At 67.8% G+C, this 21,884-nt stretch carries 20 protein-coding genes and 1 tRNA gene; 2 read left to right on the top strand and 19 right to left on the bottom strand.

Annotation, left to right across the window (positions count from 1 at the left end; genetic code table 11):
• Positions 1-34 precede the first annotated feature (34 nt).
• The 19 genes from atpD to argS all read right to left on the bottom strand — a co-directional run bounded on the left by atpD (position 35) and on the right by argS (position 20,729).
• Positions 35-1,465 carry a F0F1 ATP synthase subunit beta gene (atpD, locus tag RCP38_RS05860; RefSeq protein ID WP_308476195.1) on the bottom strand — a complete coding sequence of 477 codons (1,431 nt, stop codon included), beginning with the start codon at positions 1,463-1,465 and terminating at the stop codon, positions 35-37.
• Between the two features lie 24 nt (positions 1,466-1,489).
• Positions 1,490-2,413, bottom strand: a complete 924-nt coding sequence (locus tag RCP38_RS05855; RefSeq protein ID WP_308476193.1) for a F0F1 ATP synthase subunit gamma — start codon at positions 2,411-2,413, stop codon at positions 1,490-1,492.
• A 7-nt stretch (positions 2,414-2,420) separates the two neighbouring features.
• Positions 2,421-4,067: a F0F1 ATP synthase subunit alpha gene (gene atpA, locus RCP38_RS05850; protein WP_308476191.1), complete on the bottom strand. Its 1,647-nt coding sequence runs from the start codon at positions 4,065-4,067 to the stop codon at positions 2,421-2,423.
• A 48-nt stretch (positions 4,068-4,115) separates the two neighbouring features.
• Positions 4,116-5,453, bottom strand: a complete 1,338-nt coding sequence (locus RCP38_RS05845) for a F0F1 ATP synthase subunit B/delta (protein WP_308476189.1) — start codon at positions 5,451-5,453, stop codon at positions 4,116-4,118.
• A 7-nt stretch (positions 5,454-5,460) separates the two neighbouring features.
• Positions 5,461-5,967: a F0F1 ATP synthase subunit B gene (locus RCP38_RS05840; RefSeq protein WP_308476187.1), complete on the bottom strand. Its 507-nt coding sequence runs from the start codon at positions 5,965-5,967 to the stop codon at positions 5,461-5,463.
• Positions 5,968-5,976: 9 nt separating this feature from the next.
• Positions 5,977-6,243, bottom strand: a complete 267-nt coding sequence (locus tag RCP38_RS05835; protein ID WP_308476185.1) for a F0F1 ATP synthase subunit C — start codon at positions 6,241-6,243, stop codon at positions 5,977-5,979.
• Between the two features lie 73 nt (positions 6,244-6,316).
• Entirely contained in the window at positions 6,317-7,075 is a 759-nt protein-coding gene (gene atpB / locus RCP38_RS05830; RefSeq protein WP_308476183.1) for a F0F1 ATP synthase subunit A, read from the bottom strand.
• Positions 7,068-7,514, bottom strand: a complete 447-nt coding sequence (locus RCP38_RS05825) for an ATP synthase subunit I (protein WP_308476181.1) — start codon at positions 7,512-7,514, stop codon at positions 7,068-7,070. Before RCP38_RS05825 ends, atpB begins: the two co-directional genes overlap by 8 nt.
• Positions 7,515-7,629: 115 nt before the next feature.
• Positions 7,630-8,808: a glycosyltransferase family 4 protein gene (locus RCP38_RS05820; RefSeq protein ID WP_308476179.1), complete on the bottom strand. Its 1,179-nt coding sequence runs from the start codon at positions 8,806-8,808 to the stop codon at positions 7,630-7,632.
• A complete protein-coding gene (locus tag RCP38_RS05815) occupies positions 8,805-9,464 on the bottom strand; it encodes an L-threonylcarbamoyladenylate synthase (RefSeq protein ID WP_308476177.1) in 660 nt (219 codons plus the stop codon). Before RCP38_RS05815 ends, RCP38_RS05820 begins: the two co-directional genes overlap by 4 nt.
• Positions 9,461-10,306, bottom strand: a complete 846-nt coding sequence (gene prmC, locus RCP38_RS05810) for a peptide chain release factor N(5)-glutamine methyltransferase (RefSeq protein WP_308476176.1) — start codon at positions 10,304-10,306, stop codon at positions 9,461-9,463. The genes RCP38_RS05815 and prmC overlap by 4 nt, the downstream gene beginning before the upstream one ends.
• Positions 10,303-11,379 (bottom strand): peptide chain release factor 1, encoded by a 1,077-nt coding sequence (gene prfA, locus RCP38_RS05805; protein ID WP_308476174.1) that lies wholly within the window; start codon positions 11,377-11,379, stop codon positions 10,303-10,305. Before prfA ends, prmC begins: the two co-directional genes overlap by 4 nt.
• Before the next feature lie 72 nt (positions 11,380-11,451).
• Positions 11,452-11,694 carry a 50S ribosomal protein L31 gene (rpmE, locus tag RCP38_RS05800; protein ID WP_308476172.1) on the bottom strand — a complete coding sequence of 81 codons (243 nt, stop codon included), beginning with the start codon at positions 11,692-11,694 and terminating at the stop codon, positions 11,452-11,454.
• A gap of 118 nt (positions 11,695-11,812) precedes the next feature.
• The gene (gene rho / locus RCP38_RS05795) at positions 11,813-13,912 is read right to left on the bottom strand and encodes a transcription termination factor Rho (protein ID WP_308476170.1); all 2,100 of its coding nucleotides are present in this window, start codon (positions 13,910-13,912) and stop codon (positions 11,813-11,815) included.
• A 374-nt stretch (positions 13,913-14,286) separates the two neighbouring features.
• Positions 14,287-15,231, bottom strand: coding sequence for a homoserine kinase (thrB, locus tag RCP38_RS05790; protein WP_308476168.1), 945 nt, complete (start codon positions 15,229-15,231; stop codon positions 14,287-14,289).
• Positions 15,231-16,313 (bottom strand): threonine synthase, encoded by a 1,083-nt coding sequence (gene thrC, locus RCP38_RS05785; protein ID WP_308476166.1) that lies wholly within the window; start codon positions 16,311-16,313, stop codon positions 15,231-15,233. Before thrC ends, thrB begins: the two co-directional genes overlap by 1 nt.
• On the bottom strand, positions 16,313-17,620 hold the full coding sequence (locus RCP38_RS05780) for a homoserine dehydrogenase (protein ID WP_308477084.1): 1,308 nt from the start codon (positions 17,618-17,620) through the stop codon (positions 16,313-16,315). Before RCP38_RS05780 ends, thrC begins: the two co-directional genes overlap by 1 nt.
• 23 nt (positions 17,621-17,643) lie before the next feature.
• On the bottom strand, positions 17,644-19,080 hold the full coding sequence (lysA, locus tag RCP38_RS05775) for a diaminopimelate decarboxylase (RefSeq protein ID WP_308476164.1): 1,437 nt from the start codon (positions 19,078-19,080) through the stop codon (positions 17,644-17,646).
• On the bottom strand, positions 19,077-20,729 hold the full coding sequence (gene argS / locus RCP38_RS05770) for an arginine--tRNA ligase (RefSeq protein ID WP_308476162.1): 1,653 nt from the start codon (positions 20,727-20,729) through the stop codon (positions 19,077-19,079). Before argS ends, lysA begins: the two co-directional genes overlap by 4 nt.
• 111 nt (positions 20,730-20,840) lie before the next feature.
• Here argS and RCP38_RS05765 point away from each other — a divergent pair.
• A tRNA-Arg gene (locus RCP38_RS05765) sits at positions 20,841-20,913 on the top strand.
• A gap of 148 nt (positions 20,914-21,061) precedes the next feature.
• A complete protein-coding gene (locus tag RCP38_RS05760; RefSeq protein WP_308476161.1) occupies positions 21,062-21,841 on the top strand; it encodes an emopamil-binding protein in 780 nt (259 codons plus the stop codon).
• The last annotated feature ends 43 nt before the right edge of the window (positions 21,842-21,884 follow it).

The following is a 21,884-nucleotide window of genomic DNA, read 5'->3' as shown; positions in this document are numbered from 1 at the left end:
TACTCACCACCTTTCGCCGTCAAGAGATTCCGGGTCACAGCTTGGCGCCCAGGCTCTCGGCCTTCTTAGCCAGGTCGTCGAGACCACCGATCAGGAAGAACGCCTGCTCGGGCAGGTGGTCGAAGTCGCCCTTGGTCAGCCGGTCGAAGGCCTCGATGGTCTCCTTCAGCGGCACCGTCGAACCGGGCTGACCGGTGAACTGCTCGGCCGCCATCATGTTCTGGCTCAGGAACCGCTCGATACGCCGCGCCCGGCCGACGAGCTGCTTGTCCTCTTCGGACAGTTCGTCGATACCGAGGATCGCGATGATGTCCTGCAGGTCCTTGTAACGCTGCAACACCCGGATGACCTCCTGGGCGACCCGGTAGTGCTCGTCACCGACGATGGCCGGGTCCAGAATGGTCGAGCTGGAGGCCAGCGGGTCCACCGCCGGGAAGATGCCCTTGGAGAACACCGCACGCGACAACTCGGTGGTCGCGTCCAGGTGCGCGAACGTGGTCGCCGGCGCCGGGTCGGTGTAGTCGTCGGCGGGCACGTACACGGCCTGCATCGAGGTGATGGACCGGCCACGGGTCGAGGTGATCCGCTCCTGGAGCTCGCCCATCTCGTCGGCCAGCGTGGGCTGGTAACCCACGGCCGACGGCATGCGGCCCAGCAGGGTCGAGACCTCGGAGCCGGCCTGGGTGAACCGGAAGATGTTGTCGATGAACAACAGCACGTCCTGGTTCGCCTCATCGCGGAACCACTCGGCCATGGTCAGCGCCGACAGCGCGACCCGCATACGGGTGCCCGGCGGCTCGTCCATCTGGCCGAACACCAAGGCGGTGTCCTTGAGCACGTTGGCGTCCTCGAGCTCGACCCACAGGTCGTTGCCCTCACGGGTGCGCTCACCGACGCCGGCGAACACCGAGGTACCACCGAAGTTGCGGGCGATACGGTTGATCATCTCCTGGATCAGCACCGTCTTGCCCACGCCGGCACCACCGAACAGCGCGATCTTGCCGCCACGCACGTACGGGGTGAGCAGGTCGACGACCTTCAGACCGGTCTCGAGCATCTCGGTGCGCGGTTCCAGCTCGTTGAAGGCCGGGGGCTTGCGGTGGATCTCCCAGTGCTCGAACTCTTCGCCGTAGCCGGGCTTGTCCAGGCAGTGGCCCAGGGCGTTGAACACGTGGCCCTTGACCTCGTGGCCAACGGGAACCGAGATCGCCGCGCCGGTGTCGCTGACCTCGGTGCCACGGACTAGGCCGTCGGTCGGCTGCATCGAGATGCAGCGCACCAGGTTGTCACCCAGGTGCTGGGCGACCTCCAGGGTCAGGGTCTTGGCCAGCTCCGAGAAGCTGATCTCGGCGTGCAGCGCGTTGAACAGCTCGGGCACCGCGCCCCGGGGGAATTCGACGTCGACGACGGGGCCGGTCACGCGCACCACGCGGCCGGCGGTTGTCTTGTCTGCGGTAACAGTCATTATCTTCTTCGCTTCCTTGGGGACTTACCGGGCGGCGTCGGCCAGCGCGTTCGCGCCGCCGACGATTTCGCTGATTTCCTGGGTGATCTGAGCCTGGCGCTCGCGGTTGGCCTCAAGGGTCAACGCTTTGATCAGATCGTCGGCGTTGTCGGTCGCCGACTTCATCGCGCGCTGACGCGAAGCCAGCTCCGAGGCGGCCGAGTCGAGCAGCGCCGCGTACACGCGGGTGGTCAGGTACCGCGGCAGCAGCGAGTCGAACAACGCCGTGGCGTCCGGCTCGAAGGAGTACAGCGTCCGCGGACCGGTCTCCTCCCCGACGTACTCCACCAGCATCGGAGCGATCCGCCGCGCTTCCGCAGACTGCGACAGCATCGACCGGAAATCGGTGGACACGATGTGCAGTTCGTCGACGCCCAGTTTGCCGTCGGCACCCGGGTAGTCGCCGTCGTCGTCGGCGCCCGCCAGGAAGGCCTCCACCAGGGTCGAGGCGATGGTGGCCGCGTTCTCGTAGGTCGGCTGCTCGGAGAAGCCGGTCCACGACTGGGTCACCGCCCAGTTCCGGAAGGTGTAGTAGGCCAGTGCCTTACGTCCCACGACGTAGAGAACCGGATCCTTGCCCTCGGAACGCAGCAGCGAGAACAGTTCCTCGGCCCGCCGGAAGACGTTGGCGTTGTAGCCGCCACACAGACCACGGTCGGACGACACCACCAGCACACCCGCCCGCTTGGGCTCGCTGCGCTCGACCAGCAACGGGTGGTCCAGGGCCGCCTCGGCGGCCAGGGTGGTGAGCATCCGGGTGATCTCGGCGGCGTACGGACGGGCCGTTTCGAGCCGGGCCTGAGCCCGGCCGATACGCGAGGTGGCGATCAGCTCCTGGGCCTTGGTGATCTTCTTGATCGACCCGGCGGAGCGGATACGCCCGCGTAGTTCGCGAAGTGTGGCTGCCATGGCGGTGTTACTTCTTCGCCGGTGCGGCCTTGCGGACCTGCACCGCTTCCTTGCCGAGCTCGGACTCGTCGAGGGCCTCGACGTGCTCGTCGGGAACCACCGAGCTGCCGTCGGAGGCGGCGAAGCCCTTCTTGAACTGGTTGATCACCGAGACCAGCTTCTCGCTCGCCTCGTCGGAGAGCTTCTTGGACTCGCGGATCCCGGTCAGGATGTCGTTCTCCGAAGCCCGGATGTGGTCGAGCAGCTCGGCCTCGAACCGGCCCACGTCCTCGACCGGCACCGAGTCCAGGTGCCCTTCGGTACCCAGGAAGATCGAGACGACCTGCTCCTCGACGGGCATCGGCGCGTACTGCGGCTGCTTGAGCAACTCCACCAGACGAGCACCACGCTCGAGCTGCGCCTTGGAGGTCGCGTCCAGGTCGGAGGCGAATGCCGCGAAGGCCTCCAGCTCGCGGTACTGCGACAGGTCCAGACGCAGCGAGCCGGCCACCTCCTTCATCGCCTTGATCTGCGCGGCGCCACCGACACGCGACACCGACACACCGACGTTGATGGCCGGGCGAACACCCTGGTTGAACAGGTCGCTCTCCAGGAAGCACTGACCGTCGGTGATCGAGATGACGTTGGTCGGGATGTAGGCCGAGATGTCGTTGGCCTTGGTCTCGATGATCGGCAGACCGGTCAGCGAGCCGCCGCCCAGTTCGTCGGAGAGCTTCGCGCAACGCTCCAGCAGCCGCGAGTGCAGGTAGAACACGTCACCGGGGTACGCCTCGCGGCCCGGCGGACGGCGCAGCAGCAGCGAGATGGCGCGGTAGGCCTCGGCCTGCTTGGTCAGGTCGTCGAAGACGATCAGCACGTGCTTGCCCGAGTACATCCAGTGCTGGGCGATCGCCGAGCCGGTGTAGGGGGCCAGCCACTTGAAGCCGGCGGAGTCCGAAGCCGGGGCGGCCACGATCGTGGTGTAGTCCATGGCGCCGCCCTCTTCCAGCGCGCGACGCACGCTGGCGATGGTGGTGCCCTTCTGGCCGATCGCGACGTAGACGCAGCGGACCTGCTGGTTCGGGTCGCCGGTCTCCCAGTTCTGACGCTGGTTGAGGATGGTGTCCACGCACAGCGCGGTCTTGCCGGTCTTGCGGTCGCCGATGATGAGCTGACGCTGGCCGCGACCGATCGGGGTCATGGCGTCGACGGCCTTGACACCGGTCTGCAGGGGCTCACCGACGCTCTGGCGCTGAACCACCGAGGGGGCCTGCATCTCCAGCGGACGACGGGTCTCGGCCTCGATCTCGCCGCGGGCGTCGATCGGCTGACCGAGCGGGTTCACCACCCGGCCGAGGAAGCCGTCGCCGACCGGCACCGAGAGAACCTCGCCGGTGCGCTTGACCTGCTGGCCCTCTTCGATGTTCTCGAAGTTACCCAGGATGACCGCACCGACGTTGTGCTCGTCGAGGTTCAGGGCCACGCCCAGCACCCCGCCGGGGAACTCGAGGAGTTCCTGGGTCATCACCGAAGGCAGGCCCTCGACGTGTGCGATGCCGTCACCGGCGTCGATGACGGTGCCGACCTCCTCGCGCGCGGTGTCGGCGCTGAAGGAGCTCACGTACTCCTCGATCGCCCCCTGAATGTCGTCAGAGGAGATTGTCAACTCTGCCATGGCTTTTCGTCTTCCTGCCTTCGAAATGGGTGATGGTCTAGGTCTTGGTCAGTCGGGCAACTGCGTCTTGGCGGCCGCGAGGCGTGACGACAGCGTGCCGTCGATCACCTCGTCGCCGACCGCGATCGACAGTCCGCCCAGCAGTGCCGGGTCGACGGCGACCTGCACTCGAACCGGGTGGCTGTAGATCCGGCTCAGCACGGTGTTCAGTCGGCTGCGCTGCGCCTCGCTCAGTTCGGCGGCGGCACCGACGTGGGCCACCAGTTCGCCACGGCGTGCCACGGCGATCTGGGCGAGCTCGGTGATCGCCTGGTGCGCCGACTGGCCACGCAGCAACCGAACCGTCTGCTCCAGCAGCGCCGATGTGGTCGGGTTGGCGCCGCTGGCACCTCCGACGACGTTGCGCAGCAGCCCGACCCGGCCGGCGGCCGGAGCCGCGGTGTCGCCGAGCAGGATGTCCAGCCGCGGCTGAGCGTCCAGTACCCGGGAGAACAGGAACAGCTGGTCCTCGACCTCGTCGAGGTTTCCCGCCGTTTCGGCCGACACCAGCAGTGCCTGCCGCGCGATGTGCTCGATGGCGGTGATCAGGTCACCACCGTTTGACCACCGAGCCGCGGCAGCATCGGCGACCAGCGTCAGCGCGGGCGCACCGACCTTGTCGGCGAACAACCGCTGCACCAGGCGCACCTTCGGCGCGGCGTCATCGGCCGGCACGGTCAGGTGCCGCGTGACGACGTTCTCTTTCTCGAGCAGCTCGGCGACCGCGGTCAGGTCACCGGCCAGCGTGGCCAGGCCCTGCTGATCCAGTCCACCGGCCACCTCGCCGAACTTGTCCTGCAGACCGGCCAGTGCCTGTCGGCTGGCGGACCGCAGCCGGGCCAGGACGGGCGATGCGACCTCGACGGATTTCGGCGCCATGGCGTCGAGCTCATCGAGGAAGCGGTCCACGGTGGCCGCCTGGCGCTGGGGGTCGGAGACGTGCTCGCGAACCAGTTCGCCGGCCCGCTCAACGGCCTCGGCGCCCAGGTTGGACCGCAGGTCGCGGATCAGTTGCGCCCGCATCAGGCCGACCTGCTGACCGCCGGCCGTCTTGACGCGCTCGGCCTCGACACCGGCCTGCCCACGCAGTTGCTCGGCGATGCGCTCGGCATCGGAGCGCGCCTCGGCGGTGACCCGCTCGGCTTCGGCGGTGGCCTTGGCCACCGCGGTGGAGTGCGCCTGACCGGCCTCGGTCAGCCGGCTTGCGGCGGCTGCCGCCTCCTCCAGCTGCCTGCGCACCGACTCCTGCTGATTGGCCATCAGCTTGCGGACCTGGGGCACCACAAACTTGACCAACAGCCACACGATCAGGGCAAAGCCGACCAGCTGCCCGAGAAATACATCCATTTGCCGGCTACCGTCCTACCGTCGAGACGTCCACGCCGAGGATCCGGCTGGCCAGGGTGGCGGACAACGTCTCCACCCGGGTCTGCAGCTGGCCGCTCACCGCGTCGCCTTCCTGCTTGAGTTTGTCGGACGCGACCTGCAACGTCGAGGCCACCTCCGACTCCGCCGCCGCCCGCTGTTCGTCGATCACCTTGCGGCCTTCGGCACGGGCTTCGTCCCGTGCGGTGGTGGCCGCAAGGCGCGCCGCCGCCATCTGCTTGTCGTAGTCGGCGTCGGCGGCCGCGAACTGCTCGGCCGCTTCCCTGCTGTCGGCGAGCGTCTTGGTGACCATGTTCTCGCGGTCGCGCAGCACCTTCATGATCGGCGGCACGACGAACGTGCCGATCACGCCGAGCACGATCAGGAAGATCGCGAGCACGACGAAGAAGGTGCCGTCGGGGATGAGGAAGCTCTTGGGTTTGGCTTCCTCAAGCCCCTCGCCGGCGGCCAGGATGATGGCGGTCAGTTCACCCATGTCGCTGGATTAGGACGACAGGCCGGGAGTGGCGAAGACGAACAGCGCCATGAAGGCCAGGTTGATGAAGTACGCGGCTTCCACCAGACCAACGGTGATGAAGAACGGCGTGAACAGGCGGCCCTGGGCCTCCGGCTGACGGGCGATACCCGAGATCAGTGCGTTACCGGCGATACCGTCACCGATACCGGCGCCGATGGCGCCACCGGCCATGATCAAGCCACCGCCGATGAGGGCACCCTGGATGATGGTGGCGTTCGTTGCTGCGTCGGCCATTCTCTTTTTCCTCCTTGCTAACTGGTAGCTGCGCTACCAGGGTCTTTGTGGTTCCTAACAGGTCGTGCAAGTACTAATGGTGGTCTTCTTCGAGCTCCATGGCCTGGCTGAAGTACAAGATGGTCAGCAGCGCGAAGATGAACGCCTGGATCAGTCCGACGAACAGGTCGAAGGACTTCCAGACCGCGTTGGGCAGCACCATGAAATACGGTCCGAGCAACGCGATCAGGCTGACCAGGATGCCGCCGGCGAAGATGTTGCCGAACAGACGCAGGGAGAGCGAGACCGGCTTGGCGATCTCCTCGACCAGGTTGATCGGCGCCAGCACCGCCACGTGGCCCTTGAGCACCCGCAGCGGGTGGCCCAGCAGGCCACGACGCCAGAATCCCGCGGCGTGGTAGCAGATGAAGACGAACAGAGCCAGGGCCAGCACGAAGTTGATGTCTGCGGCCGCGGGTGCCAGTACCTCGTGCAGGTCGTCGCCGTCCCGGTACTGCCACGGGAACACCGACATCCAGTTGCAGATCAGGATGAACACGAAGATCGTGACCGCCAGCGGCAACACGAACGGCGCGATCTTCATCCCGATGGCACCCTCGATCTGGTTGCGCATCTGGACGGTGATCGCCTCGAAGAACAGCTGCACACCGCTGGGTACGCCGGTCGAGGTGACCTTGGCGCGCAGGAACAGCGCGAGCGCGATCACGATCACCGCGCCGATCGCCGTCGAGGTGATGGTGTCGATGTTGACCTCACCGACCAATGGCCACACCGCGGTCTCGTGGTGGCCGACCTCAATCTTGACGTCGCCCGCCAAGAACGACTCAGTCATTTCCCGTCCCTTCAGCGCCTGACTCTGACGCTTGCGCGCGGAGCTTTTTTACCACTGGCAGCGTGGTGGTCATCACCAGCACCACCTCGAACAGAGCCAATCCGAACAGCGTTCCAAGGCCAGCCGGCCGGAACAGGTATGCGATACCCAGGCCGATCGCGCTGATCACCAGGAGACGGGACGCCGAGTTCAGCGCCATCTTCTTCTTCAGCGGATGGTCTTCGGCGGTGATCTTCAGCGCGGACCGGCGGATCAACATCGCGTTGCCCAGTCCCAGCGCGAGCCCCAAGCCGAAGTAGGCCCCGAACGGCCAACAGCCGACAAAGGCGGCCACCGCGGTGGCGACGCCGGTCAGGGCGATACAGATGAGCAGCAGCCGAATCGGCTGGAATACCACCGACGGCAACACCAACGGCGCATCCTGCGCTGGTGTCGTCACCGCCTCACCCCAATCTGAATCTGCCCTGCGTCACTGTCGTGACTTCGCCCGCCGAGCGTATCGGATGCCCGAACGCACTGTGGAACCACCTACGACACCATCCTAAACGGTGCTACTACCGCGCGTCGTAGGGGGCGTCTTCCGGGCCGTCGTCCCGGCGTAGCAACGGAATGAGCGTAACCACGATCGCGATGAGCATGGCACCCAGCATCACCGCCCCGGTGTAGCGCGGATCGAAGAAGATGGTGCTCGCCGCCCCGAAGGCCACGATCCCGGTCCACAAGTAGATCAGCAGCACCACACGGCGGTCGGAATGGCCGATCTGCAGCAACCGGTGGTGCAGGTGCATCTTGTCCGGGCTGAACGGGCTCAGGCCGGCGCGGGTGCGGCGGATTATTGCCAGTAGGACATCCAGGGCGGGCACGCACATCACGGCGGCCACCAGCAGGAACGGCGAGAGCAGCGCGAACGCGTCCCGGGCCCCGTAGGCGGTCTGGGAGATCGGTCCCGCGGCGGTGGTGGACGCCGCGGCCAGCATCAATCCGATCAGCATCGACCCGGAGTCGCCCATGAAGATCTTCGCGGGGCTGAAGTTGTGCGGCAGGAATCCCAGGCAGGCGCCGGCCAGCACCACCGAGATCAGCGCCGGCGGATAGAACAACACGTCACCGCCGTGGTCGCGCAACACCCCGACGGAGAACACGCAGATGGCGAGCGCGGTGATCAGTCCCAAGCCGGCGGCCAACCCGTCGAGTCCGTCGACGAAGTTCATCGCGTTGACGATCGACACCGTCAACGCCAACGTCAGCAGGATCGACGACACCTGGTCGAGGACCACGGTGCCGACACCGCCGATCGGGATGTAGAGCACGCTCCAGGCCACCCCCATGGTCACCAGCACGCTGGCGGCGGTGATCTGGCCCGCGAATTTGGTCAACGCGTCCAGGCCCCACTTGTCGTCGAGCAGGCCTATCCCCATGATCACGCCGCCCGCCAGCACCACCGCGGGCATCCCGGTGGAGTAGACGAAGCCACGGGTCAGGGCGGGCAGCTGGGAGGCCAGAAAGATCGCGGCCACGATCCCCACGTACATCGCCAGACCGCCCATCCGCGGGGTCGGCCGCACATGGACGTCGCGTTCACGCGGGTAGGCCACCGCGCCGATCCGGGTCGCCAGCCAGCGGACCGGCCCGGTGGTGAAGTAGGTGATGATCGCCGCGGTCAGGCCCACCAGCGCGAGTTCCCGCAGCGGGACGCCGGCACCGCGGTCGGCGAGGGCCAGCACGCTGGTCACGGCGTCTCCGTCAGCGACTGCGGGTCCACACCGAGCACCGCGCCGATCTGCTCGGCGGTGACGGGCCCGGCCCGCACGATCCGCGGCGCCGGACCGGTCAGATCCACGATGGTCGAGGCCGTCCCCCGCTCGGCGGGACCCGCGTCGAGATAGACCGCGACGGAGTCCCCCAGTTGCTCATGTGCGGCCTCGGCGTCGACGGCGGGCGCGCCACCGGAGATGTTGGCGCTCGACACCGCCATCGGCCCCACCGCCTTGAGCACCTCCAGGGCGACCGGATGCAACGGCATCCGCACCATGACGGTGCCGCGGGCCTCGCCGAGGTCCCAGTGCAGCGACGGCGCCTGGGTGACGATGAGGCTCAGCGCGCCCGGCCAGAACGCCCGGATCAGCTCGCGGGCGGTGTCGGGCACCACCAGCGCCAGGCCGTCGATGGAGTTCCACGAGCCGACCAGCACACCCACCGGCATATCGCGGCCGCGGCCTTTGGCGGCCAGCAACGCGGTGACACCGGCGGCGTTGAACGCGTCGACGCCGATCCCGTAGACGGTGTCGGTGGGCAGCACCACCGGGCGACCGCCGCGGATCGCGTCGACGGCCGCGTCGATACCGGCGGCCCGCCGGTCGGCGTCGGAGCAATCGAAGATCTCTGTCATGGTCGACCGCTCCTGACCGCTGTGACGAACCGGAGTCGACCGGCCAGGTCCGGCCGGGACACCACGTCGTCGAACATTCCGGTGTCACGCACGGCCGCAACGGTAGCGGTCGGAGTGGTGTCGTCGTGCTCGACGGCGAACAGGCCGCCGGGGCGCAGCAGCCGGGCGGCGAGCCTCGCCAACGGGGCGATCACCGCCATCCCGTCCGGGCCGCCGAACAGCGCATGCTCGGGGTCATGGTGGGCCACTTCGGGATCCAGGTCTGCGCCGTCGGGAATGTAGGGCGGGTTGCTGACCAACAGATCGACCCCGCCGTCCAACTCCGGCAACAGGTCCGGCGCGGTGACATCGGCGCAGATCACCTCCACCGCGGTGTCGGCACAATTGCGCCGGGTGTAGCGCAGCGCCGCCTCGGAATCGTCGATCGCGATCACCCGGGCACCCGCTACGAGGCGCGACAAGGCGATCGCCAGCGCACCCGAACCGGTGCAGGCATCGACGATCACCGGATTCGACGGCAGCCGCTGCGCCATCGCCCATTCGAGCATGGCTTCGGTCTCCGGACGCGGGATGAACACCCCCGGCCCTACTTCCAGCGTCACCGGACCGAACGCCGCGGTCCCGAGCAGATGTTGCAGCGGGATGCGACTGCCGCGCGCGGCGACCAGTTCCCGGTAACGCCCGAAGAATTCATCGCCGGGTGCATCCAACAGCGCCAGCCGGCCGCGATCCGTCCCGGCCGCGTGGGCTGCGAGCTCCTCGGCGTCGTAGCGGGCGGAATCGATCCCAACCTCGGCGAAATATGCTGCGGCGGAATCGATCACATCCCGGACACTGCTCACGAAGTCCCCTGTAACCGGGTTTCCTTGTCGGCGGCTGCCAGCGCGTCGAACATCGCGTCGAGATCCCCGTCGAGGACCTGATCGAGGTTGTGCGCCTTGTATCCGATGCGGTGATCGGTGATCCGGTTCTCCGGGAAGTTATAGGTACGGATGCGTTCACTGCGGTCGACGGTGCGGATCTGACTCGCCCGATCGGCCGACGCGTCCGCCTGCGCCTGTTCCTCGGCGAGCGCCTGCAACCTCGCCGCGAGGACCTGCAGCGCGCGGGCCTTGTTCTGCAACTGGGACCGCTCGTTCTGGCACGTCACGACGATCCCGGTCGGCAGGTGGGTGATGCGCACCGCCGAGTCGGTGGTGTTGACGCCCTGACCGCCCTTGCCGGAGGACCGGTAGACGTCGATACGCAGGTCCGATTCGTCGATGGCGACCTCGGCGACCTCTTCGGGTTCCGGATAGACCAGAACACCCGCCGCCGAGGTGTGGACGCGGCCCTGCGATTCGGTCACCGGCACCCGCTGCACCCGGTGTACCCCGCCCTCAAACTTCATCTTCGACCAGACGCCGTCGGCGGTATCGCCTTTGCCGGCGATGGTCAACGTGGCGTCCTTGTAACCGCCGAGGTCCGAGGTGGTCTCGTCGAGAACGGTCACCTTCCAGCCCTGGCGTTCCGCGTAGCGGATGTACATCCGGGCCAGGTCCGCGGCGAACAGTGCCGATTCCTCGCCGCCCTCGCCGGACTTGACCTCCAAGACGATGTCGTCGGCGTCGTGCGGGTCGCGCGGCGCCAACATATCGGTGAGCGTGGTGTCGAGTTCGGCTACCAGGGCCTCCAACTCGGGGACCTCAGCGGCGAACGACGGGTCGTCGGCGGCCAGTTCACGGGCGGCTTCCAGGTCGCCGCGGGCCGACTCGAGCTTGCGGTGGGTGGCGATGATGGGCGCCAGTTGCGCGAAGCGCCGACCGGCCCGGCGTGCCTCGGCCGGATCGTTGTGCAACTCCGGATCGGAGAGCTGCGTCTCCAGGGCTACGTGCTCGGCCAACAGGGCGTCGATCGTCTGCACACTGCGGGTCATCTCACCTCCATCCCCGGACACAAACCGACGCCCGGGTGACGTGCTGGCACGTTCCGGGCGTCGGTGTGGGAGCTACTTGTCGGCTGCAGCGCCGGCTGCGGCGCCCGCGTTGCGCTTGCCGTAGCGCTTCTCGAAGCGCGCGACCCGGCCGCCGCTGTCCAGAATCTTCTGCTTGCCGGTGTAGAACGGGTGGCACTGCGAGCAGACCTCGACGACGATGTGGCCGCCCTCTTTGGTGCTGCGGGTGGTGAAGTTGTTGCCGCAACCGCAGACCACGGTGGTCTCGACATAGGCCGGGTGAATGCCAGATTTCATGATGTCCTCTTCAATCGTTGGTCGCCGGGTCGCACGCCGCTCAACAGGCGGCGCACGTGAACCGGAACCTGAGGTGGTCGATTATGCCAGCTACGCTGTCGCTCCCCCAAAACGCCGATCAGTCGTTGTCCATTCCCGGCGTGGTCTTGGAGACCTGGACCAGGAACTCGTAGTTGTTCTTGGTCTTGCGCAGCTGGCTCATCAGCAGGTCGATGGCCTGATGCGAGTCCAGGCCCGAGAGCAGGCGGCGCAGCTTGTGCACGATCGCGAACTCGTCCGGGCTGAGCAGCAGCTCGTCCTTACGGGTGCCGGACGGGTTGACGTCGACGGCCGGGAACACCCGGCGCTCGGCGATCTTGCGGTCCAGCTTGAGCTCGGCGTTGCCGGTGCCCTTGAACTCCTCGAAGATGACGGTGTCACCGGTGGAGCCGGTCTCGACCATCGCGGTGGCGATGATGGTCAGCGAGCCGCCGTCCTCGATGTTGCGGGCCGCGCCCAGGAACCGCTTGGGCGGGTAGAGCGCGGTGGAGTCCACACCACCGGACAGAATGCGGCCCGACGCCGGGGAGGCGTTGTTGTAGGCACGGCCCAGTCGGGTGATCGAGTCCAGCAGGACGACGACGTCCTTGCCCTGTTCGACCAGGCGCTTGGCCCGCTCGATGGCCAGCTCGGCGGCCTGGGTGTGGTCCGACGGCGGCCGGTCGAAGGTCGAGGCGATGACCTCGCCCTTCACCGAACGCTGCATGTCGGTGACTTCTTCGGGACGCTCGTCGACCAGCACCACCATCAGGTGGCATTCCGGGTTGTTGCGGGTGATCGCGTTGGCGATGTCCTGCATGATCGTGGTCTTACCGGCCTTCGGCGGTGACACGATCAGGGCGCGCTGCCCCTTGCCGATCGGCATGATCAGGTCGATGACGCGGGTGGTCAGCTTCTCCGTCGAGGTCTCCAGGCGCAGCCGCTGGTTCGGGTAGAGCGGGGTCAGCTTGGAGAACTCCGGACGCTTGCGGGCGTCCTCGACCGGGCCACCGTTGACCGAGTCCAGCCGCACCAGCGGGTTGAACTTCTGCCGCGGGTTCTTGTCGCCGCCGTCGCCCTCGCGGGGCACCCGGACCGCACCGGTCACCGCGTCGCCGCGGCGCAGCCCGTTCTTGCGGACCATGTTCATCGAGACGTAGACGTCGTTGGGGCCGGCCAGGTAGCCGGAGGTGCGTACGAACGCGTAGTTGTCCAGCACGTCGAGGATGCCGGCGACCGGCTGGACGACGTCGTCCTCGCGCAGTTCGGCGTCGCCACCGGCACCGCCGTCGCCGCCGCGCTCACCACGACGACGCCGGTCGCGGAAGCGGCGCCCACGGCGGCCGCCTCGGCCCTCGTCGTCGTCGCCACCGCCGCGGTTGGACTGGTCGCCGCCCTGGTCGTCGTTCCTGGCGTCGTTCTTGGCCTGGGCGCCGTCGTCGTTCTTGGCGTCGTTCTTGGCGCCTTCGCGCCGTCCGCCGGACTGCTCGGCCTTGTCGTTCTTGTCGCTCTTGTCGGCCCGGTCGTTCCGGTCGTCGCCGCGGCCCTGCTTGCGCGCCTCACCGCGCGCCTCGGTGTCGCCCGGCGCGTCCGACTCGGCCGGCTTGTCCTGCTGGGCGGGCTTGTCCTGCTCTGCGGGCGCGCCCGTCTCTTCGCCGTTGGCCGCGGGAGCACCGGTCGCACGGCTGGCGCCGCGCCGTTCCCGACGCCGCGGCGGCGCGGGGGCCTCTGACTCCGTGACCTGGGCCGCCTCGGTGTCCGCGGGCGCCTCGGGCGCCTCGGGCGCCTCGGCAACGGGCTCGATCGCCGGGGCGGGTTCGCTCGACTGCGCGGATTCGACGCCGCCGGCCTCGCCGTTCGTCGGCTGTGCCGCACTCGGCACCGCTCCGCCGTCCACGCTGACTTCACGAATCGCGGCGATCAGTTCGCTCTTGCGCATTCCCGACGTGCCTTTGACCCCCACGCGGTTGGCCAGTGCCCGCAGTTCGGGCAGCACCATCGCCGACAGCGAGGCGTCCAGAGTGGGGGTCGCGGCACCGGATTCCGGTGCGGCGGCCGGGGTGGAGTCCGAGGCGGACGGCGCGGCGGCTTCGATGCCGCCGACTGCTGCATCCTGGCTGGTCTCGGGAGCGTTCTGGGGGGTCGACGGCGCGTCGGAATCAGCGCTGCCTTCAGCCGTGAAGAGGTCCGTTTCGGTCACGGATTTCCTTTCTTCCCTCGTCGGTTTTCTCACGCGAGGGGTTGGTTGCATTCAGCGGACTCGCCGAGTGCGTGTCACCGTCGACTGTTTAACGGTGTTTTACCCATATCGACGGCGTGATAGCGCGCGCCATCAGATACGGGAAGAATTTGGTGGCATCCCGGTGACATCGCAGTCTGATTCAGGTGCTGATGCCGCGAATGCGGGACGAAACCGAGAATAACGCGCTTCGCAACCTCGCGCAACAGCGGGGCAACGGTGTCGCGGGCGGAAATTTCGGCCGTCTGGCCTGCCGGGGCGGGCCCGCGCCCCACCGGAAGCCAAGCCGGTGCCCCCGCCCGGGCAACACCGAACATCACCTGCGACGGCCCGGCTCAGTGTGCCACTGCGACGCCGGACGTCCAGCGCACCCCATCGCCGACGGGCATCTCTGCGACGGTGAACCCGTGCGCCGCACCGTATTCCAGCACTTCAGCGGGGAGCTCGCCGGTGCTCAGCGCGATCACCGCCGGTCCGGCGCCGGAGAGCACTGCCGCGATGCCGTTTCTGCGCAGCAGGTCCAGGAAAGCCGCGGACTCGGGCTGCGCGGCGGCACGCTGCGGCTGATGCAACACGTCCTCGGTGGCGGCCAACAGCAAGTCGGGCCGCTCGGTCAGTGCCACCACCAATAGTGCGGCACGACTGAGGTTGAACCGGGCGTCGCGGTGGCTGACCTGGTCGGGCAGCAGTGCGCGGGTCTCGGCGGTCGACGAGCGCAGCTGCGGGATCGCCGGGAACAGATGGATATCGGGGTGCAACCGCACCCCCGCCGCCGCGTAGTCGACCGCGCCGCCGGCGCCGTCCGTCGTCCACGAGACCACGGCGCCACCCAATACGGCGGCGGCCGCGTTATCGGGATGGCCCTCGAACTCCGAGGAGAGCTGGATCAGTTGGTCCTGCGACAGCCCGGGCAGATCCACTTGTGACACAAGACCGTTCACCACGGCCAGCCCGCCGACCGCCGCAGCGGCCGAGGAACCCAGACCACGCTGATGCGGGATGGCGTTGCGACAACGCACCACCATCCCGGGCGCCTGCACGCCGGCCGCACGCATTCCGCGCAGGATCGCTTGGACCACAAGATGATCCGCGGTCAACGGCACCTGACCGGCGCCCTCCCCCTCGACCTGTACCACCAGGCCGGAGTCGACCGTTTCGACGATCACCTCGTCGTAAAGGCCCAACGCCAGGCCCAAGCTGTCGAACCCGGGCCCCAGGTTGGCGCTGGACGCCGCGACCGCGACGCTGGCCGAGAGCCCGGTTGGCAGCAGTTGGACCACTAGGCCAGCCCCAACTCAGCGACCACGGTGGCCGCGTCGACCGGCAGTGCAGCCACCTCGGGCATGCCCTTGAGCGCGGTATCGGGGTCCTTGAGGCCGTTGCCGGTCACCGTGCAGACCACCGTCGAGCCCCGCGGCACCCATCCGTCCTCGACGGACTTCAGCAGCCCGGCGATGCTGGCGGCCGAGGCCGGCTCGACGAACACACCTTCGGACTGCGCCACCAGGTGGTAGGCGGCCAGGATCTCGTCATCGGTGGCGGCCAGGAAACGTCCACCGGAGTTCTGCTGCGCCTCCACGGCCTGAGTCCAGGATGCGGGCGAGCCGATCCGGATGGCGGTGGCGATGGTCTCCGGGTTGGCGACCGGCTCGCCGAGCACCAGCGGTGCGGCACCGGCGGCCTGGGTACCCAGCATCTTCGGCAGCTTGTCGGTCACACCGTCGGCGTGGTACTCGCGGTAGCCCTTCCAGTACGCGGTGATGTTGCCGGCGTTGCCGACCGGCAGCGAGTGGATGTCGGGCGCGGTGCCCAGCGCGTCGACGATCTCGAACGCGGCGGTCTTCTGGCCCTCGATTCGCACCGGGTTCACCGAGTTCACCAGCGAGATGGTCGGGAAGTCGGTGGTCATCTTTCGGGCCAACTCCAGACAGTCGTCGAAGTTGCCGTCGATCTGAATGATCTTCGCGCCGTGCATGACCGCCTGTGCGAGCTTGCCCATCGCGATCTTGCCCTGCGGGATCAGCACCGCGCAGGTGATGCCCGCACGCGCGGCATACGCCGCCGCCGACGCCGAGGTGTTGCCGGTCGAAGCACACAGCACGGCCTTCTGGCCCCGCGCGACCGCGTCGGTGACCGCCATCGTCATGCCACGGTCCTTGAAAGAGCCGGTCGGGTTGAGCCCCTCGACCTTCAGGTGCACGGTGCAGCCGGTCTGCTCGGAGATCCGCTTGGCGTGGATCAGCGGGGTGCCGCCCTCGAGCAGAGTGACCGGGGTCCAGTCGGTGGCGTCGGGCAACCGGTCGCGATAGGCCTCGATCAAGCCGGGCCACGGGGTGTGGGTCGGCTTCCCGGTGGAGCTCACTAGTCTGTTCCTTCCATTCGTAGCACGCTGGCGATCCGCTGGACGGCGTCCAGCTCGGCCAGCGCCGCAACGGTTTTCGACAATGCCGCATCGGTGGCCCGGTGGGTGAGAACCACGATCCGCGCCCCGATCAGTTGACCGTCGTCATCGACCACGCCCTCCTGGCGCACCTCGGCGATACTCACCTCGTGGGCGGCGAATTCGGCCGCCACCGTGGACAGCACACCCGGCTTGTCGGCGACGTCCATGCTCACGTAGTAGCGGGTCTGGACGTCGCCGATTGGCGCGATGGCCAGCTTGGCGTACTTGGACTCACGCGGGCCGCGACCACCCTGCACCCGGTTGCGGGCGGCCATCACCAGATCGCCGGTGACCGCCGAGGCGGTCGGTGCACCACCGGCACCCTGCCCGTAGAACATCAACCGACCGGCCGCTTCGGCCTCGACCACCACCGCGTTGAACGCGCCGTTGACGGTGGCCAACGGGTGGGTCAGCGGCACCAGCGCCGGATACACCCGCGCCGAGACCCGCTGCTTGCCGCCCTTGGTGATGCGTTCGCAGATGGCCAGCAGTTTGATGGTGCAGCCGAGTTCACGCGCGGTGGTCACATCCGCCGGGCTGATCCCGGTGATGCCCTCGCGGTAGACGTCGTCGGCGGTCACCCGGGTGTGGAAGGCGATCGACGCCAGGATCGCGGCTTTGGCGGCGGCGTCGTAGCCCTCCACGTCGGCGGTGGGGTCGGCCTCGGCATAGCCCAGCGCGCTCGCATCGGCCAACGCGCTGGCGTAGTCGGCTCCGGTGGAGTCCATTTCGGACAGGATGTAATTGGTGGTGCCGTTGACGATTCCAGCCACCCGCAGCACGGTGTCACCGGCCAGCGACTGCGTCAGCGGCCGGATGACGGGGATGGCACCGGCCACACTCGCCTCGAAATACAGATCCACCCGCGCAGCCTCGGCGGCTTCGGCCAGCTTGCCGGTGGACTGCGACAGCAGGGCCTTGTTGGCGGTGACGACGGACTTGCCGTGCGCGATCGCCGACAGGATGGCCTTGCGGGCCGGCTCGACCGGACCCATCAGTTCCACCACGATGTCGACGTCCTCGCGCGAAACCAGGCTGTCGATGTCGTCGGTGAGCAGCTCGGTCGGCACACCGCGGTCGTCGGCGATCCGGCGAACCCCGACCCCGCGCAGCACCAGCGGAGCCCCGATACGGGCAGCCAGATCATCGGCACTGTCGTTGAGGATGCGGACGACTTCACTGCCGACGTTGCCCAAGCCCAGGACTGCGACCCCCACCGGCCGCACGGACTCCTTTGAACCCGCCACTGCTAACTCACCTCCAGGCTGATCAGGTCTTCGACGGTCTCTCGCCGCAGCATAAGGCGAGCTTTCCCGTCGCGTACCGCCACCACCGCCGGGCGGGTGAGCAGGTTGTACCGGCTCGACATCGAGTAACAGTAGGCGCCGGTGGCCGCGACGGCGATCAGATCGCCAGGAGCCATGCCCCGGGGTACCCAGGTGTCACGCACGATGATGTCGCCGCTTTCGCAGTGCTTGCCGACGATGCGCGCCAACTCCGGGGCGCCGTCGGAACCGTCCAGGCTCTCCGGACCTCGCGATACCAGCCGGACGTCGTAATGCGCGTCGTACAGCGCGGGGCGGATGTTGTCGCTCATACCGCCGTCGACGCTGACGTAGCGGCGGTGCGCCGTTGCGCTGACCGCGACGTCTTTGACGGTGCCGACCTCATAGAGGGTGACGGTGCCCGGGCCCGCGATGGCCCGGCCCGGTTCGACGACCAGCTGCGGGGTGGGCACACCGACCGCGGCCGCCTCGTCGCGCACGATGGCAGTGAGTTTTTCGGCGAGCTCGCCCATCGGCGGCGGATCGTCCTGCGGCAGATACGAAATGCCCAGTCCGCCACCGAGGTCGATGACCGACAACTGCGCGGTCTTGTCGACGCCGAACTCCGCGACCACGTCACGCAGCAGCCCGATCACCCGGTGGGCGGCCAACTCGAATCCGGCGACGTCGAAGATCTGCGAGCCGATGTGGCTGTGCAGGCCGACCAGCCGCAGGTTCTCGGTGGCGAACACCGCCCGGACGGCCTCCATGGCCGCACCGCTGGCCAACGACAACCCGAACTTCTGGTCTTCGTGCGCGGTGGAGATGAACTCGTGGGTGTGCGCCTCCACACCGACGGTGACCCGTACCAGCACGTCTTGGACCACGCCGGCTTTCGCGGCGACCGCGTCGAGCCGGTCGATCTCGATCAGCGAGTCGAGCACGATGTGGCCGACGCCCGCGTCGACCGCGGTCTGCAACTCGGCGACCGATTTGTTGTTGCCGTGCATGGTGATCCGGTGGGCGGGGAAACCGGCGTGCAGTGCGACGGCCAGTTCACCGCCGGTGGCGACGTCCAGGCTCAGGCCCTCCTGGTCGATCCAGCGGGCGATCTCGCTGCACAGGAACGCTTTGGCGGCATAGTGCACGTGTTCGCCACCGCCGAACGCGGTCGCGATCTCGCGGCACCGGCCGCGGAAGTCGTCCTCGTCGATGACATAGAGCGGGGTGCCGTATTCGGCGGCCAGGTCGGTCAGCGTCACCCCGGCGATCTGAGTTACCCCGTCGTCGTTGCGAACGGTGTTGCGCGGCCAGACGTTCGGGGCCAGATCCAGCAGTTCTTGCGGGGTCTGCGGCCGCGGCGGCAGCCCGTCGTGGTGCAGTTCGTCGGCGTGCCGCGGACCGGCGGGGTGTGCGTTCACATCCGCTCCGGTGCGTTGACGCCGAGAATGTCGAGACCGTTGGCGATCACCTGGCGGGTGGCCTGGCACAACGCCAGTCGCGCGGCGTGCAGGTCGCCGGGTTCTTCATCGCCTTGGGGCAGCACCCGGCAGCTGTCGTAGAACCGGTGGTAGTCACCGGCGAGATCTTCGAGGTAGCGGCAGACGCGGTGCGGTTCACGCAGCGCGGCAGCGGTTTCCAGCACCCGGGGGAACTCCCCGAGGTTGCGGATCAGCGCACCCTCCTTGTCGTGGCCGAGCAGCCCGAGGTTGGCGGTGTCGGGTGCCAGGCCCAGTTCGGCTGCGTTGCGGGCCAGCGCACAGAGCCGGGCATGGGCGTACTGCACGTAGTAGACCGGGTTCTCGTTGCTCGCCGACGACCACAGTTCCAGGTCGATGTCGATCGAGGTGTCGACCGAGGACCGGGTCAGGCTGTAGCGGGCGGCGTCCACGCCGATGGCCTCGACCAGGTCGTCGAGGGTGATCACGGTGCCGGCGCGCTTGCTCATCTTGACCGGCTGGCCGTTGCGGACCAGGTTGACCATCTGCCCGATCAGCACCTCGACGGTAGCCGGGTCGTCACCGAAGGCGGCCGCGGCGGCCTTGAGCCGGGCGATGTAACCGTGGTGGTCGGCGCCGAGCATGTAGATGCACAGGTTGAAGCCGCGTTCGCGCTTGTCCAGGTAGTAGGCCAGATCGCCGGCGATGTAGGCGGGCTTGCCGTCGCTCTTGATCACCACGCGGTCTTTGTCGTCGCCGTAGGAGCTGGTGCGCAGCCAGGTGGCACCGTCTTGTTCGTAGATGTTGCCGTTGGCGCGCAACCGTTCGATGGCCTGGTCGACACGCCCGGAGGTGTGCATGGAGTCTTCGTGGGTGAAGACGTCGAAGTCGGTGCCGAACTCGTGCAGCGAGGACTTGATGTGGGTGAACATCAGGTCGACGCCGATCTCGCGGAAGATCTCCTGCGCCTGCTCTTTGGGCTGATTCAGGGCGTCGGGCGCCTTGGCCTGCACCGCGGCGGCGATATCGGTGATGTAGGCACCGGCGTAGCCGTCCTCGGGGGCCGGCTCGCCCTTGGCGGCGGCGATCAGCGAGTTGGCGAACCGGTCGATCTGGGCGCCGTGGTCGTTGAAGTAGTACTCGCGGGTGACCTGGGCGCCCTGGGTGCTCAGCAGCCGGCCCAGCGCATCGCCGACCGCGGCCCACCGAGTACCGCCGATGTGGATGGGGCCGGTGGGGTTGGCCGAGACGAACTCCAGGTTGACGTTGAGACCGTCGAACTGGCCGGAGTGGCCGTAGTCGGCGCCGGCGGCTATGACGTTGGCCACCACCGCGCCCTGCGCGTCGGCCTCGATGCGCAGATTCACAAAGCCGGGGCCGGCGATCTCGGCGGCGGCGATCCCGTCGGCCTTGGCCAGCGCCTCCGCCAGCCAACCGGCCAGCTCGCGCGGGTTGGCGCCGACCTTCTTGCCCAGGTGAAGGGCCAGGTTGGTGGCGTAATCACCGTGTTCGGGATTACGGGGGCGCTCGACCGTCACCGCTGCGGGCAGCGCGGAGGCGTCGAGGTCGTGCTCGGCCAGCACCGCAGCTGCGGTGGTCTTGAGCAATTCGGCCAGATCGGCAGGTGTCACGAGGTCCCATCCTATGGTCTGACGTGGTCAGGCCCCGAATCCGTCCGGTTCTCGAGTCCGGGCATTCATGCGCTACTCTGTCAAAGCCCACCTGGCGCCCGTAGTACGAGCGCCCCCGTAGCTCAGGGGATAGAGCGTCTGCCTCCGGAGCAGAAGGCCGCAGGTTCGAATCCTGCCGGGGGCACCCATTCCCACCTGGCGATATGCGATTCGGCTGACGCTGTCGGTTGCACGACACCGCACCCCCGCTCAAAACTCCACCGTTCTTCAACCCGTCGCGATACGCTCCCCTTCGATAGCAAGTAGTTGAGATTGCGCCACGAGGGACGCCGATGACTGCCGTAGTCGACCACGAGACCGATTTCGCCCGGCCCTGGGCCCCGCACCGGTTGCGGATCTATACCGGCACCGCCCTGTTCGTACTGGGCATGTTCGCGCTGCTGACCCTCGCGGTGAGTGTGCATCTCGTCCCGGCAAGCTTCCGGGTGGACGTGATCGCCAACATGATCTTCGGGATCCCGGTCATGGTGCTGCCCTTCGTGATCCTCTGGGATGCACCCGGCGAACACCGCACCCGCCTGGATAAGGCCGCCGAGCTGACGCTGTTCTACATCCCGTTCACCGCGGCCAGCCAGATCGGCTACGAGCTGATGTTCTTGATCGGCCAGCCGCTGGGCTGGTGGGCCCCCACCGACGACCCGGGCTGGAAATGGCTGTGGTGGCAGTACGGTCTGGCCGACACCCGCTACGTCAGCGGCAATCACTGGGTGTTCGCCCTCGAGGTGGTCGGCGTCGCCACCGGCATCACCGTCTTCGTGGCATGGACCAAGCTGTTGCGCTCGGCCCTGCCGTTGGAGTCCCGGATTCGGTGCCTGTGGGTGGTGGCGGTCGGCATCTCGGTGTTGATGAGCAGCACCGCCGTCTACTTCCTCAGCGAGGTGGGCGCCGGGTTCGCCGACATCGGGCAGGGCAGCTGGGGCTTCTGGTTCAAGTTCATCGGCGAGAACGTCCCGTTCATAGTGCTGCCGCCGCTGGTGATCTATGCGACCTATCTGCAGATCGACCATCTGACCCGCCGCGCGGGCGCCGCGGGCCCGACCACCCCTCGTTGACTCTGCGACCAGGGCGCAAAAATGCGAGTAGGGCCCGCCCTGG

The organism is Mycolicibacter sp. MU0083, assembly GCF_963378075.1.
Taxonomy (GTDB): domain Bacteria; phylum Actinomycetota; class Actinomycetes; order Mycobacteriales; family Mycobacteriaceae; genus Mycobacterium; species Mycobacterium kokjensenii.
This window is presented reverse-complemented; position numbering and strand designations above follow the sequence as displayed.

Bases quoted from the DNA above. Each gene is read 5' to 3' on its own strand.
- RCP38_RS05815 (WP_308476177.1), bottom strand. From the start codon at position 9,464: ATGACAGAGATCTTCGATTGCTCCGACGCCGACCGGCGGGCCGCCGGT.
- RCP38_RS05855 (WP_308476193.1), bottom strand. From the start codon at position 2,413: ATGGCAGCCACACTTCGCGAACTACGCGGGCGTATCCGCTCCGCCGGG.
- prfA (WP_308476174.1), bottom strand. From the start codon at position 11,379: ATGACCCGCAGTGTGCAGACGATCGACGCCCTGTTGGCCGAGCACGTA.
- RCP38_RS05845 (WP_308476189.1), bottom strand. From the start codon at position 5,453: ATGGATGTATTTCTCGGGCAGCTGGTCGGCTTTGCCCTGATCGTGTGG.
- RCP38_RS05835 (WP_308476185.1), bottom strand. From the start codon at position 6,243: ATGGCCGACGCAGCAACGAACGCCACCATCATCCAGGGTGCCCTCATC.
- rpmE (WP_308476172.1), bottom strand. From the start codon at position 11,694: ATGAAATCTGGCATTCACCCGGCCTATGTCGAGACCACCGTGGTCTGC.
- atpA (WP_308476191.1), bottom strand. From the start codon at position 4,067: ATGGCAGAGTTGACAATCTCCTCTGACGACATTCAGGGGGCGATCGAG.
- atpD (WP_308476195.1), bottom strand. From the start codon at position 1,465: ATGACTGTTACCGCAGACAAGACAACCGCCGGCCGCGTGGTGCGCGTG.
- RCP38_RS05840 (WP_308476187.1), bottom strand. From the start codon at position 5,967: ATGGGTGAACTGACCGCCATCATCCTGGCCGCCGGCGAGGGGCTTGAG.
- RCP38_RS05760 (WP_308476161.1), top strand. From the start codon at position 21,062: ATGACTGCCGTAGTCGACCACGAGACCGATTTCGCCCGGCCCTGGGCC.
- atpB (WP_308476183.1), bottom strand. From the start codon at position 7,075: ATGACTGAGTCGTTCTTGGCGGGCGACGTCAAGATTGAGGTCGGCCAC.